12 protein-coding genes are annotated in these 13,506 nt (G+C 69.6%); 6 read left to right on the forward strand and 6 right to left on the reverse strand.

Annotated elements, in window-relative coordinates; translation table 11 throughout:
- Positions 1-41 precede the first annotated feature (41 nt).
- The 4 genes from EX20_RS23200 to EX20_RS23215 are packed head-to-tail and all read right to left on the reverse strand — an operon-like array spanning position 42 to position 3,679.
- Positions 42-638 (reverse strand): peroxidase-related enzyme, encoded by a 597-nt coding sequence (locus EX20_RS23200; RefSeq protein ID WP_034194900.1) that lies wholly within the window; start codon positions 636-638, stop codon positions 42-44.
- Positions 635-1,165: a CMD domain-containing protein gene (locus EX20_RS23205; RefSeq protein WP_011881386.1), complete on the reverse strand. Its 531-nt coding sequence runs from the start codon at positions 1,163-1,165 to the stop codon at positions 635-637. Before EX20_RS23205 ends, EX20_RS23200 begins: the two co-directional genes overlap by 4 nt.
- Complete coding sequence (locus tag EX20_RS23210) at positions 1,158-2,642, reverse strand: NAD(P)-binding domain-containing protein (RefSeq protein WP_034195043.1); 1,485 nt, start codon at positions 2,640-2,642, stop codon at positions 1,158-1,160. Before EX20_RS23210 ends, EX20_RS23205 begins: the two co-directional genes overlap by 8 nt.
- Positions 2,639-3,679, reverse strand: a complete 1,041-nt coding sequence (locus EX20_RS23215; RefSeq protein WP_034194901.1) for a LysR family transcriptional regulator — start codon at positions 3,677-3,679, stop codon at positions 2,639-2,641. Before EX20_RS23215 ends, EX20_RS23210 begins: the two co-directional genes overlap by 4 nt.
- A gap of 356 nt (positions 3,680-4,035) precedes the next feature.
- Here EX20_RS23215 and EX20_RS23220 point away from each other — a divergent pair, with 356 nt between their 5' ends.
- From EX20_RS23220 to EX20_RS23235, 4 genes are read left to right on the forward strand one after another with little or no spacing between them, the layout of a single operon-like run.
- Entirely contained in the window at positions 4,036-5,229 is a 1,194-nt protein-coding gene (locus tag EX20_RS23220; protein ID WP_011881389.1) for an ABC transporter substrate-binding protein, read from the forward strand.
- 45 nt (positions 5,230-5,274) lie between these two features.
- Positions 5,275-7,086 carry an ABC transporter permease gene (locus tag EX20_RS23225; RefSeq protein WP_034194902.1) on the forward strand — a complete coding sequence of 604 codons (1,812 nt, stop codon included), beginning with the start codon at positions 5,275-5,277 and terminating at the stop codon, positions 7,084-7,086.
- 11 nt (positions 7,087-7,097) lie between these two features.
- The gene (locus EX20_RS23230; protein ID WP_014724480.1) at positions 7,098-7,937 is read left to right on the forward strand and encodes an ABC transporter ATP-binding protein; all 840 of its coding nucleotides are present in this window, start codon (positions 7,098-7,100) and stop codon (positions 7,935-7,937) included.
- 29 nt (positions 7,938-7,966) lie between these two features.
- Positions 7,967-8,698 carry an ABC transporter ATP-binding protein gene (locus tag EX20_RS23235; protein WP_011881392.1) on the forward strand — a complete coding sequence of 244 codons (732 nt, stop codon included), beginning with the start codon at positions 7,967-7,969 and terminating at the stop codon, positions 8,696-8,698.
- Between the two features lie 21 nt (positions 8,699-8,719).
- On the opposite strand, the gene EX20_RS23240 is transcribed toward EX20_RS23235, so the two are convergent.
- Positions 8,720-10,138, reverse strand: a complete 1,419-nt coding sequence (locus tag EX20_RS23240) for a sensor histidine kinase (protein ID WP_011881393.1) — start codon at positions 10,136-10,138, stop codon at positions 8,720-8,722.
- Complete coding sequence (locus EX20_RS23245) at positions 10,125-10,790, reverse strand: response regulator transcription factor (protein ID WP_011881394.1); 666 nt, start codon at positions 10,788-10,790, stop codon at positions 10,125-10,127. The genes EX20_RS23240 and EX20_RS23245 overlap by 14 nt, the downstream gene beginning before the upstream one ends.
- A gap of 234 nt (positions 10,791-11,024) precedes the next feature.
- Between EX20_RS23245 and EX20_RS23250 the strand changes: the two genes are divergently transcribed.
- Together EX20_RS23250 and EX20_RS23255 are read left to right on the forward strand one after the other, a co-directional pair.
- Positions 11,025-12,053: an ABC transporter substrate-binding protein gene (locus EX20_RS23250; protein ID WP_034195044.1), complete on the forward strand. Its 1,029-nt coding sequence runs from the start codon at positions 11,025-11,027 to the stop codon at positions 12,051-12,053.
- Positions 12,054-12,160: 107 nt separating this feature from the next.
- Positions 12,161-13,471, forward strand: a complete 1,311-nt coding sequence (locus EX20_RS23255) for an MFS transporter (RefSeq protein ID WP_014724483.1) — start codon at positions 12,161-12,163, stop codon at positions 13,469-13,471.
- Positions 13,472-13,506 lie beyond the last annotated feature (35 nt).

The following is a 13,506-nucleotide window of genomic DNA, read 5'->3' on the forward strand; positions in this document are numbered from 1 at the left end:
CGCCGCATCGACGGCTCGCCGGCCGGCGAGCAGCGCCACCGTCAAGTGTTCGTCGTGGCCTGCGGAAACACCGGTTCGCCGAGCGTCAGCATCAAGCGGTTCGCCCACGCGAAGATCGCGATCGCATGCGACAGGTCGAGTATTTCGTCATGAGCGAGTCCCGCGGCCTCGAGCGCGGCGATGTCGCTGTCGTCCACCGTGTCGGGCCGCTCGGTCAGCGCGATCGCATAGCGGACGATCGCGCGTTCGCGCGCGTTCGTCCCCGCCGTCGATGGGTCTTCAAATACCTGCTCGATCGAATCGCTGCGTTTCGCGAGCTGCGTGAAGCGTTGCGCATGGACCGATGCGCAGTACACGCAGCCATTCACACGCGACACCACCGTGCTCGCCAGTTCCCGCTCCGCGCGCGACAGTCCGCCGGGGCCGTACATGATCGCGTTGAACACGGCCGAGCGTTGCCGCAGGATCTCGGGCTGATGCACGAGCAGCAGGTAATAGTCGGACGTCTTTGCGTGCGGATGGCTCGCCTCGAGCACGTCGAGCTGCTCCGCGGTGGCGCGTTCGAGCGGCACCGTATCGAGCCACGCACGCCAGCCGAGCGTGTCGGACGTGAAGCCGTGGGAGGTGACCGTGGTCATGCGGCCTCCCGCGCGACGCGCGTGTGCAACGCGCTGGCCGCCGCCGCGACGCGCAGCTGATACGCGACGAACGCGACGAGCTGCGACAACGCAACGATTGCCGCCGTCGTGAATCCCGCCGACTTCAGTGCGGCGAGATCGGACGCGTGTGCGTCGACGGGCGACAGCGTCAGGCGCCGCGCATGCGCGAGCAGCGCACCCAGACGGCGCGGCAGCGCATCGAATGCGTCGGCGTCGGCGCGCGCGATGTCGTCCGGCGTGCCGCCCGCCTCGATCAGCCGCGCGTGGTAGGTCGCGGCGAGTGCGTGCGCACTCGATCGCTGCGCGACGTAGCGCGCCGCATGCAGACGCTCGATGAGCGAAAGATCGGGCAGCGCGGCATCGAACAGCGCGGCTTCGCTCAACTGCGTATGGCGCAGCACCTTCTCGCGCGCGCGGCGCAGTGCGGCGACCGGACTGTCGTCGCGCAGCCCGGCGACCGCGTCGATCGTATCCGGCGCGGCGGCCGGCGGTTGGGTATCAATCATCGTGGTGGGTTCCGGTGGTCACGGGTGTCGTGGAAGGCGCCGTCCACGCGTCGGCGTCGCGCCATTCGTCGCCATGCAGCTCCGCGTTGGCGAACGCGACGAGCGCGTCGTAGTGGCGGTCGCGATCGTCGTCGAACAGCCGGCTCGCGATGCCGCGCGCGAGCCGTCCCGCGCCCGCGCTGATCGCGGGGATGTCGCCGGACAGCTTGCCGTGGCTCAGACTCGCCGCATTGTTGAAGCAGTGGATGCGCGTGACGGCTGGGCATGCGCCGCGCTCGCGTTCCTGGAACGCGAACGCGGGACCGAGATCGGGCGACTCGGCGAGTTCGTCGAGCCAGGTGCCGGGCGGCGGTTGGTAGCGATCCTTCCAGCGCCGCACATGCGGCCCGAACGATGCGAATTCCGTGCGCGTGGTCCAATCGGAATGGAAGCCCGTCGCGAAGATCAGGAAATCGACCGTGTAGCGACCGCGCGGCGTGACGACCTGCAGCCCGTCATGAGCGTCGACCAGCGTTTCGATCGGGCTGGCCGCATGGAAGTACGCGTGCGGGTGCCGCGACACGCGCAGCACGCTCTCGCGCGGCGGCGGTGTCTGCGACGTCAGCGCATAGTGCATGAAGCGCCACTTCGTCGCGTCGTCGAGCGCGGCGAAGCCATGCACGAGGCCCGGGCTGCCGATGCCGGTCAGCTTGTTGATGCGCGGAATGTCCGCGCGACGGAACAGCAGGTCGACGCGAGCGGCGCCTGCCTCGAGTGCGGTACCGGCATTGTCGAACGCGGACGCGCCCGCGCCCACCACGCCGACGCGCTTGCCGGCGAGCGCCGCGAAATCGATCGGCTCGGACGAATGCGCCCAGCGCGTGCGCGGCACGCGTTGCGCGACGGGCGGAACGTACGGGCCGCCGAGTCCGTCGCGGCCGGTCGCCAGTACGACGTGACGCGCGAGCACCGTCCGCGTTGCGCCGCTCGCTTGCAAGTCGAGCGCAAGCAGGCCGTCGTCACGCGGGCGCAGTGCGACGAGCGTGGTGTCGTTGTGCACCGACAGGTCGAGCACGCGGCGGTACCAGCGCAGATAGTCCATCCACTGCGTGCGCGGGATCTTGTAGAGCGCATCCCATGCGTCGCGGCCGTGGCAGGCTTCGAACCACGCGCGAAAGGTCAGTGCGGGGAGCCCGAGCGCGGGGCCGGCGAGCTGCTTTGGCGAGCGCAACGTCTCCATCCGCGCGAAGGTGACCCACGGGCCTTCGTAGCCGGCCGGCGCGCGGTCGATCACGCATTGGTTGTCGATGCCGAGCAGACGCAGCTCGGCCGACGCCGCGAGCCCTGCCATGCCGCCGCCGACGATCGCGACGTCGAGTACGCGCGCACCGTCGACCTCGCGCGGCGGCACCCACGACGGCGGGGGCAGGTCGAGCCAGCGCAGGTCCTGCTCGACACGTGCTTCCAGTGCCGCGAGTGTGTCGGGCGTCGCCGTCATGCGGCCTCCTTGCGGGCGCCGCGCGCGTGCGCGGTGCGGGTCGATCGGGTAGGGCGCGTCGCGCGAGCCGGGCGCGCGTCGCCGTCGGTGCGCGGCCGGTCGCCGCGCATCCACGCGTCGTGCACAGATGCATCGTGAAAGATCACGCCGTCGAGGAGTGTGCGCGTCGTGCGCTGCAGCGCGTCGAGCAGCGCGTCGACGGAGGCCGTGCGCGGCTTGCCGGCCGGCGTCGCGACGCCGAACGCAAACGGTATGTCCGCATCGAGCGGGCGTACGACGACGCCTTCGACCGGCAGTGCGACGCCCGTTGCCGGATCGACGATCGCGATCCCGAGCGCGGCGCGCGCGGCCATCACGGCATTCAGCGATGCGTTGGTCTCGACGAATACACGGACGTCGACACGTGCTGCGGCCAACGCCGCATCGATGCGCTGGCGCAGCCGGTGCCGGTTCGCGACCGTCACGATGCGGCGCCGCGCGAGATCGCGCAGTGCGATACGCGGCTTGGTCGCGAGCGGATCGGCCGCGGCCAGCACGGCGACGCAACGGGCTTGCGCGATCCAGTGCACGTCGAGCCCGGCATGCGCGATCGGCAACGTGACGACGCCGATATCGGCGGTGCCTGCCAGCACTTCGTGCACGACGTGTTCGGCCGATTCGCTGCGCAGCTGGTAATGCGGCGCGTGCGCGCCGTCGGGCAGCGCGGCGAGCGCGGCCGGCACGAGCGCGGCCGCGAGCGAAGGCGTGGCCGCGATGCGCACGGGCTCGGCCGTTTCGTCGCCGAGTGCGCGCGCCCGCGCTTCGATCGCGCGCAGGCCGACGAGCGAACGCTCGACTTCGTCGTAGAGCAGGAACGCGCGGCGCGTCGGCGTGACGCGGGGGCCGTGCCGGTCGAACAGCGCATAGCCGAGATCGGCTTCGAGCTCCTGGATCTGCCGCGTGACGGCCGGCTGCGAACGGCCGAGCAGTTCGCCCGCGCCGGTGACGCTGCCGGCCGACATGACCGCCGAAAATGCTTCGAGTTGATGCAACTCCATGGCGCGTTCCGATGATGCAATGTGCGCATTGTAGGAGCGCCAGCATGCGTGATTCATATAATGATTTTTGCTATCGACAGCGCGAAAAGTGCGAAGCGCGGGCGCACCGCGCGGAGTTCGATTACGTGCATGCGTGCCGGTCCCGCACGGCCGCGCATGTCGAACCTCAATCGAATCAAAGCGCTGCGCCGTGTACGCACGCGCCGTGCATGTGCGCCGCACGCCGATGCATCGACGCACGCGTTCGGCTTCGCGCCGCGTGCGATATCGATATGCGCAAAACTTCGTTGGAACGCCCTGAGGCAGATGGTTACATGCCGTCACTCTTTTCGATTGGCGGACGGCTGGGGGGGCGTATGAAGGTATCGGGCATCGACACACGCGGCGCATGGCGGCGCGCACTGGGCACGGTTGCGGCGCTGGCTGCCGCATGGGGTTTGTCGACGGGCGGCGCGCTCGCCGCGGGCGTATCGGGCGAGCCGCTGGTGATCGGCGTGAGCGGACCGCTCACCGGGCAGGACGCGCAATACGGCGAGCAATGGAAGCGCGGCTTCGATCTCGCGCTCGACGAGATCAACGGCAGCGGCGGCATCCATGGCCGCCCGCTCGCGGTGGATTTCCAGGACAGCCGCAGCGACCCGCGCCAAGCGGTCGCGATCGCGCAGAAGTTCGTCGCCGATCCGCGCATCGTGATCGAGCTCGGCGACTTCTCCAGCGCGACGTCGATGGCCGCGTCGCCGATCTACCAGCGCGGGCAGCTGATTCAGTTCGGCTTCACGAATTCGCATCCCGATTTCACGAAGGGCGGCGACTACCTGTGGAGCACCGCGCTCAGTCAGGCCGAGGAGCAGCCGCTGCTGGCGCGTTACGCGGTGAAGGAGCTCGGCTTCAAGCGGATTGCGGTGCTGTACCTGAACACCGACTGGGGCCGCACGAGCAAGGACATCTTCGCGAAGGCGGCGGCGGGGCTCGGCGCGCAGGTCGTCGCGGCCGAAGGCTACCAGCCGGCGGAGAAGGACTTCCGCTCGACGCTCGTGCGCATCGGTGCGTCGAAGCCCGATTCGATCGTGCTGATCTCGTATTACGCCGACGGCGCGCAGATCGTGCGTCAGGCGCGTAGCGCGGGCCTCGCGTTGCCGATCGCGGCGGTCGGCTCCGTGTATTCGCCGAAATTCCTCGAACTGGGCGGCACGGCCGTGGAAGGCGTCTATACCGAGTCGAACTTTTTCCCGGCCGAACCGCGTCCGGAAGTGCAGGCGTTCGTGCAGCGCTATCGCGCGAAATATCATGCGGATCCCGATTCGTTCGTGGCGCGCGCGTACGACGCGCTGATCCTGTCGGCCGACGTGCTGCGCCGCTACGGGACCACGCGTGCGGCCGCGCACGACGGCTTCGCGAAGGTGAGCGACGTGCCGAGCGTGATCTTCGGCAAGGTGCGCTTCGACCCGCAGACGCGCCGTGTCGCGGGCGCCCGCACCGTCTATCTCGTGGTGAAGCAGGGGCAGTGGGCGCTGTGGGACGGCGCGAAGCCGCAGCTCGCCGCGCGCTGATCCAGCGCGCGCCCTGACCCGCATGCTTTCGACGGACGTATCGTGATGGCTTCCTGGCTCGACTACACGCTCAACGGTCTCATCGTCGGCAACATCTACGCGTTGCTCGCGGTCGGGCTCGCGTTGATCTTCGGCGTGTCGCATCTGATCAACTTCGCGCACGGCTCGGTCTACATGGTGGGCGCGTTCGTCGGCTGGCTGTGCCTGACGCGCTTCGGCCTGCCGCTGCCCGTCGCGCTCGCGGCGGTGGTCGCGGGCTGCGCGGCGCTCGGCATCGCGATCGAGCGCATCGGGCTGCGGCCGTTGCGCCACGCGGCGCGGATCGCGCCGCTGCTCGCGACGATCGGCATCAGTTTCATCCTCGATCAGCTCGTGCGGCTCGTGTTCGGCGCCGATCCGCGCGCCGTGCCGACGCCGTTGCCCGACTGGCACGTGCGGATCGCGGGCGCGACGCTCGGCGCGCTCGACCTGCTGATCGCGGGCATCGGCATCGCGGCGGCCGCACTGCTGTACGGATTCCTGCGCTTCACGCGGCTCGGCTGGGCCGTGCGCGCCACTGCGCAGGACCGCGACGCGGCGCTGCAAATGGGCGTCGACGTCGATCGCGTGAACCAGGCCGTGTTCGCAATCGCATGCGCGCTCGGCGGCGTCAGCGGGCTGCTGGTCGGCATGTACTACAACAGCATCGATCCTGCGATGGGCTTCCAGGCGACGCTCAAGGGCGTGGTCGCGCTGCTGATCGGCGGGCTCGGCAACGTGCCGGGCGCGATTGCGGGCAGCCTGCTGCTCGGTCTCGTCGAAAGCTACGGCGTCGCGCTGTTCGGGACGAGCTATCGCGACCTGTTCGCGTTCGGGCTGCTGATCGTGTTCCTGGTATGGCGGCCGAACGGGCTGTTCAGCGCGAAGCGCGCGCTGCCGCCCGAGCCGATGACCGGCACCTTCCTCGCCGCTGCGAGGCACGTACGCGTGCCGCGCCCGGCCGTCGCGGCGCTGATCGTGCTGGCTGCCGCGCTGCCGTGGCTCGGCGCGTCGCCGTATGTGCTGCAGACACTGACCAACGCGTGGCTGTATGGGCTGCTCGCACTGAGCCTCACGCTGGTGGCCGGCACGGTCGGGCAGATCTCGCTCGGCCATGCGGCGCTGCTCGTGATCGGCGCGTATGCATCGGCGCTGCTGTCGTCGGATCTCGGCTGGTCGCCGGCTGTGACGATCCCGTGTGCGGGCGCGATCACCGCGGCGCTCGGCACGCTGCTCGTCTATCCGGCATTCCGCTTGCGCGGCCACTACGTGTCGATCGCGACGCTCGGCATCGGCGAAGTGGTGAGCCTCGTGATCCTGAACTGGGACGGTCTCACGCGCGGCCCGCTCGGCATCACCGGCATCGCGCCGCTGCCGTGGGCGAGCACCGCGCGCGCCGCGTACTGGTTCGCACTCGCGGTGCTCGTCGTGCTGGCGCTGCTGCAGGTGCGGCTGCTGCGCTCGCATCTCGGCCGTACGCTGCGCGCGGTGCGCGAGGACGACGTCGCCGCACGCGCGCACGGCATCGCGCCGAATCGCTACAAGGCGATCGCATTCGCGGTCGGCGGCGTGGCGGCCGGCGTGAGCGGCGGAATCGCCGCGCATCTGTACAGCTACATCAATCACCAGACCTTCGATTCGCAGGTCTCGATCCTTGCGTTGACGATGGTGATCCTCGGCGGGCTCGGCAACGTGCTTGGCGGTATCGTCGGCGCGGTTGCGCTGATCGGGCTGCCCGAGCTGTTCCGCTGGGCGGCCGACTATCGGATGCTGATCTACGGCGTCGTGCTGGTGCTGCTCGTCCGGTTCCGGCCGCAGGGCCTGCTCGGCACCGTGTAAGGAGAAATGCGATGACCACTCGTCGACCGTTGCTCGACGTGCGCGGATTGACACGCCGCTTCGACGGCGTGACCGCGCTCGACGCCGCGAGCCTGACGCTCGCCGACGGCGAATTGCTGAGCGTGATCGGCCCGAACGGCGCGGGCAAGTCGACGCTGTTCAACCTGATCGCGGGCGCGGACCGTCCCGACGCCGGCTGCGTGACGTTCGACGGGAGCGACATCACCGGCGTCGCACCGGAGCGGCTCGCGGCGCTCGGCATCGCGCGCACGTTTCAGCACGGCCGCGTGTTCGGCAACCTGAGCGTGCTCGACAACGTATTGATCGGCGCCCATGCGCGGCTGCGGGCGGCGCGACGCGGCTGGCCGGTGCTCGGCGCGGCGGCCGAGGTATGGCGCGCGCTGGTGCGGCCCGCGTCGGTGCGGCGCGAGGAAGCCGCGTTGCGCGCCGAAGCGCGCGACATCGTCGCGCGATTCGGCGAGCGGCTCGCGCCGCGCATCGATCACCCGGCGCATAGCCTGTCGTATGCGAACCGCCGACGCGTCGAGATCGGCCGCGCGCTCGCGCTGCACCCGCGCTTGCTGCTGCTCGACGAGCCGACCGCCGGGATGAACGAGACCGAGACCGCCGAGATGCTGCAACTGATCCAGTCGCTGAAGGCGGGCGGCCTGACGATCCTGCTGATCGAACACAAGCTCGAGCTCGTGATGCGCGTATCCGATCGCGTGATGGTGCTCGACAACGGCGTGAAGATCGCCGAAGGCGCGCCGCGCGACGTGCGGCACGATCCGCGCGTGATCGAGGCCTATCTCGGGCGCCGCCATGCGGACGCCGCGCGCGCGGCGGCATGAGCCCACCATTTTCTGGAGCTGACCTCGCGATGACCGACACGCTGCTGAAACTGGAGCACCTCGACACGTTCTACGGACCGGTGCAGGTGCATTTCGACGTGAGCTTCGAGGTCGGCCGCGGGCAGATCGTCAGCCTGCTCGGCGGCAACGCGAGCGGCAAGTCGACGACGATGAAGCTGATTCTCGGGCTGATGCGGCCGCGGCGCGGCGTCGTGCGCTTCGACGGCGACGACGTGACGTCGCTCGCGACGCCGCAGCGCGTCCGGCGCGGGATCGCGGCGGTGCCCGAGGCGCGGCGGCTGTTCGGCGACATGAGCGTGCGCGAGAACCTGTTGATGGGCGCGTACACGCGTGGCGACCGCGCGGCGGTCGCCGACGATTACGCGCGCGTGCTCGACCTGTTTCCGCGCGTGAAGGAGCGGCTCGCGCAGCGTGCGGGCACGCTGTCGGGCGGCGAGCAGCAGATGCTCGCGATGGCGCGTGCGCTGATGGCGCGGCCGAAACTGATCTGCATGGACGAGCCGACGATGGGCTTGTCGCCGCTCTACGTCGACAAGGTGCTCGAACTCATCGATGCGATCAACCGGCAGGGCGTGACGGTGTTCATGGTCGAGCAGAACGCGAGCCTCGCGCTGGAGATCGCGCACTACGGATACGTGTTGCAGACGGGGCGCGTCGCGCTCGAAGGGCCGGCGAGGGCGCTGCTCGACGACGAACGCGTGCGCGATGCGTATCTCGGCGGGGATGCCGTGACGGCCTGACGGCGGCAGTATGCTGCGTGCTCACGCTCCCCGCCCACTCCCCACCGCCCGTGGAAACGTCAACACGACCGCAAACCCGCCCGCATCGGGAAACGCGAATCCGACGCGCCCGCCGTGCGCCTTCATCACCTCCTGCACGATCGCGAGCCCGAGCCCCGAGCCCGTGCGGCGCTCGCTGCCGTCCGCCGCGATCCGCACGAACGGCTGCAACGCCGCGTCCCAATGCTCGCGCGCGATTCCGCGGCCGTTGTCGGTGACGGTGAGCGTGACGCCATCCTCCGCATTGCCCGCCGTCGCGACCGACACGACGATATCGTCCGCATGTCCGTGCAGCAGCGCGTTGTGCAGCACGTTCGACAACGCCTCCTGCAGGCTGATCGCATCGCCGTCGATCCACGCTTGCGGTGCATCGCTCGCGAACGCAACGGCCACGTCGCGCGCGCCGGCGAGCGGAATCGCGCGGCCGAGCACGTCCTTCGCGAGCGCGACGAGCTCGACCGGTTGCAGCGGCACCGCCTCGGTGCGGTGGATCACCATCGCGTGATTGAGCAACTGCCCGGTGAGACGTCCGACATCGGCGCAGGTCGCGCGCAACGCATCGAGCCGCGCCGCATGCCGGGCCGGATCGTGTTCGCCGTCGAGCAGCTCGATCTGCGCGTCGAGCCGCGCGAGCGGCGTGCGCATCTGGTGCGCTGCATCGGCGATGAAGCGCTGCATCGCGTTGATCCGCTCGGCCAGCCTTCGCATCAGCCCGTTGATCGAGCCGATGATCGCGTCGATCTCGCTCGGCGTGTCGACGGCCACCGGCCGCAGGTCGGCCGGGTCGCGCGCGGCGATGATCGCGCCGATCTGCGCGAGCGGGCGCAGGCCGCGCCGGATCGCGAGCCCGCTTGCGCCGATCGCGAGCACGCTCATCAACACGATCAGCGTCCACACCTTGATGCTCATGTCGTTGGTCAGCTGCTGCCGCGCGTTCGTTGTCTGCGCAACGGTGACGATCGCCCAGCCCGGCGTGCTCTCCTCGGGCATGTAGCGCGCGATGGTCGCGGTGCGCACGCGATGCCCCTGGTACACGGCGTCCGCGAACGCCGGCCCCTGCTTCGCGGCGGCCGCCGTCGCGGGGCTCGCGAGATCGCCGTAGCCGGCCACGACGACGCCGCGCGAATCGACGACCTTGTAGTAGACGAGGTCGTAGCGCGACAGCGTCGACAGCGCGGCGACCGGCGGGTTCAGCGCGAGCACGCCGCCTTGCACGTAGAGGTTTTCCGCGACCTGGATCGACGCGCCTGCAAGCAGCTGGTCGTACGCGCGCTCCGCCGCGACGCCCGCGTAGTAGCGCGCGATCGCGGCGAGCGCGAGCGCGCCGGTCGCGACGACGAGCGCGATCAGCAGCAGCGTGCGGCCGAACAGCGTCTTCGGGAACCAGTCAGTGCGCGGCAATCTGATACCCCATCCCGCGCGCGGTGCGGATCTCGACCGAGCTGCCGTGCAGCTTCCTGCGCACGCGCGTCACGTACTGCTCGACCGCATTCGCGCTCGGCTCGTTGCCGAAACTGAACAGCTGGTTCAGCAGCTCGTCCTTCGAGAAGATTCGCTGCGGGCGGCTCGCGAGAATCTCGAGCAGCGCGAACTCCTGGCGCGACAGCGACAGCGGCTGGCCGTCGAGCTCCGCGAGCCGGCTGCTGCGGTCGATCACGAGGCCGCCGAGCGTCAGCACGTCGTTCGCATGACCGCTGTTGCGGCGCAGCAGCGCCTGCACGCGCGCATCGAGCTCGCGGTAGTCGAACGGCTTCACGAGGTAGTCGTCGGCGCCGAGGCCGAGGCCGCTCACGCGGTCGTCGATCGCCGAGCGCGCGGTGACGAGCAGCACCGGCGTCGTGCTGCCCGCCGCACGCAGGTTGCGCAGCACGGCGAAGCCGTCGAGGCCGGGAAGGTTCGCATCGAGCACGACGAGATCGAAGCGCTCGACGCGCAGCAGGCTGTTGGCGGTCGCGCCGTCGGTTTCGTGGTCGACCGCATGGCCGAGCCGCGTGAGCCGCGCGCGGATCGCCGCGCCGATTTCGGCATCGTCCTCGACGACGAGAATGCGCATGGTGCCGTTCGCAATGAAGGGTTACGGGTTTCCCCGGGGGCGGGATCTCAGCATTTTCTCAGACTCGCCCGATAACCTGTGTTCAGCCGAAACGAGCGAAGACGGCATTAATACCAGAGGAGACGGCAACATGCAGCATCTGACGCGCACCGCGAGCGCGCGGCCCCATGCGCGACGCAGCGCAGCGCACGCCGGCCGGTCCGCGTGCGATCTCCGTTGCACGCGGAGCTGCGCGTGACGACGTCGCCGCGCCGACGTGCGCTCGTCGCCGCAGGCGCGGGCCTCGCGCTCGGCCTGCTGGCCGCACCGCCGCTCGCGCGTGCGAAGCCGCGTACGGTACGGATCTCGAAAGGATATGGCGTGCTGTATCTGCCGCTGCTCGTGATGGAGAAGCAGCGGCTGTTCGAGCGTCACGCGGCGCGGCATGGGCTGCGCGACGTCGTCCTCGACTGGGTGCTGCTCGACGGCGGCAACTCCGTGAACGACGCGATGATGGCCGGCACGCTCGATTTCGCGGCGGCCGGCGCGCCGGGCTTCATCGAGCTGTGGGCGCGCGCACGCGGGATTCCGAACGTCGAGGTGATCGGCATCAGCGGCCTGTCGACGACGTCGCTGTCGCTGAATGCGAACCGGCCGGGCCTCGTCGCACTGCGCGACTTCACGCCGTCCGACCGGATCGCGGTGCCCGGCATTCGCACGTCGCTGTCGGCGGTGGTGCTGCAGATGGTCGCGAGCCGGCAGCTCGGCGCGCGCCATTTCGCGCAGCTCGATTCGATCACCGTGAACCTGCCGCACCCGCAGGCGATGCAGGCGCTGATCAGCCGCGACGGCGGCATCACCGCGCACTTCACGTCGCCGCCGTTCTCGACGCTCGAGCTGCGGCAGCCGGGCATTCATCGCGTCGTGAATTCGGTCGACGTGCTCGGGCCGCTGACGCTCGACGTCGTGTTCGCGCCGAAGCGGCTCGTCGATACGGAGCCCGCGCTGGCGATGGCGTTTCTCGGCGCGCTCGACGAAGCGAACCGGCTGATCGCGCAGGACCCGCGCGCGGCGGCCGCGCTGTATGCGGCGTCGTCGGGCGTCGGCGTGTCGCACGACGACGTGCTGCAGATGCTGGCCGCGCCCGACACGCGTTTCTCGGTGCGGCCGAACCAGCTGATGGACTACGTCGACTTCCTGTACCTCGCCGGCACGATCAAGGCGAAGCCCCGCGCGTGGCACGAGATGTTCGCGCCGATGCTCGACGCATACCGGCCGAGCTGAGCACCGATTCAACCGATACCACCGATATCACCGATTCCACTGAATAGCCGGGCGCGCGCGTCGCGCCGGTTCAACCGATCAGCAACCGATTCACGGAGGAGCCCGTAGTGAATGCCACCGATACCCTGGACCCCGCGTCCGCCGAAGAACAGCGCATCATGTCGAAGATCGCGCGGCGCCTGCTGCCGATCCTCGTCGTGATGTTCCTGATCGCATTCATCGACCGGCAGAACGTCGGCTTCGCGAAGCTGCAGATGGTGCACAGCCTCGGGATGACCGAAGCCGCGTTCGGCCTCGCGTCGTCGCTGTTCTTCATCGGCTACCTGCTGTTCGAAGTGCCGAGCACGCTCGCGCTGCATCGCTACGGCGCGCGCGTATGGCTCGCGCGGATCATGCTGACGTGGGGGCTCATCACCGTGCTGATGGGCTTCACCACGTCGATGCCGGCGTTCTGCTCGCTGCGCTTCCTGCTCGGCATCGCCGAGGCCGGCTTCTATCCGGGCGTCATCTACTACCTGACGCTGTGGTTTCCGCAGAGCTATCGCGCGAAGGTGCTCGGCATCTTCACGCTCGGCAGCGCACTCGCGAACATGCTGGGCTCGCTGGTCGGCGGCGTGCTGCTCGGCCTGAACGGCGTGTGGGGGCTCGCGGGCTGGCAGTGGGTGTTCGTGGCGACCGGCGTGCCGGCCGTGCTCGTCGCGATCGTCGTGTTCCGCGTGCTGCCCGCATCGTTCCGCGAGGCGCCGTTCCTCGACGAACGCGAGAAGCAGATCGTCGCCGCCGCGCTCGAACGCGAGAAGCCGGCGCAGGCCGTCCATGCGAAGCCGTGGGCTGCGCTGCTCGATCCGCGCGTGATGCTGTTCGCGGCCACCTACATGCTGATGTCGACGTCGCTGTACGGCGTCACGTACTGGCTGCCGACGCTGGTGAAATCGTTCGGCGTGTCGAGCAGCACGAACGGTCTGCTGAGCATGCTGCCGTGGGCGCTCGCGGTCGTGCTGCTGGTGTGGCTGCCGTCGAAGCTGCGCCGCGCGAAGAGCATCCTGCGCACCATCGCGATCGTCGCCGCGCTCGGCGCACTCGGCTTCCTGATGAGCCTCGTGCTGCCGTCCACACCGTTGCGCTTCATCGCGCTCGTGCTCGGCGGTGCGTGCATTCCGCTGCTGTATCCGTGCTTCTGGTCGATGCCGCCGCGCTACTTCACCGGCGCGCGCGCAGCGGCGAGCGTCGCGGCGATCAACTCGATCGGCAACCTCGGCGGCTTCTTCAGCCAGAACCTGATGCCGTTCGCGGGCAAGGTCACGGGCACCGCGTTCGGGCCGATGATCGTGCCGATCGTGTGCCTCGCCTTGCTCGGGATCGGCGCGCTGATCGCGTGGGCGCGCTCCGAGCGCACGATGGTCGCCGCGCAGGCGTGATGCGCCACGCCGCGCGCGCCGGCGTGCTCCTCGCC

The sequence above is a fragment of the Burkholderia sp. WP42 genome (genome assembly GCF_000745665.1).
GTDB lineage: Bacteria > Pseudomonadota > Gammaproteobacteria > Burkholderiales > Burkholderiaceae > Burkholderia > Burkholderia vietnamiensis.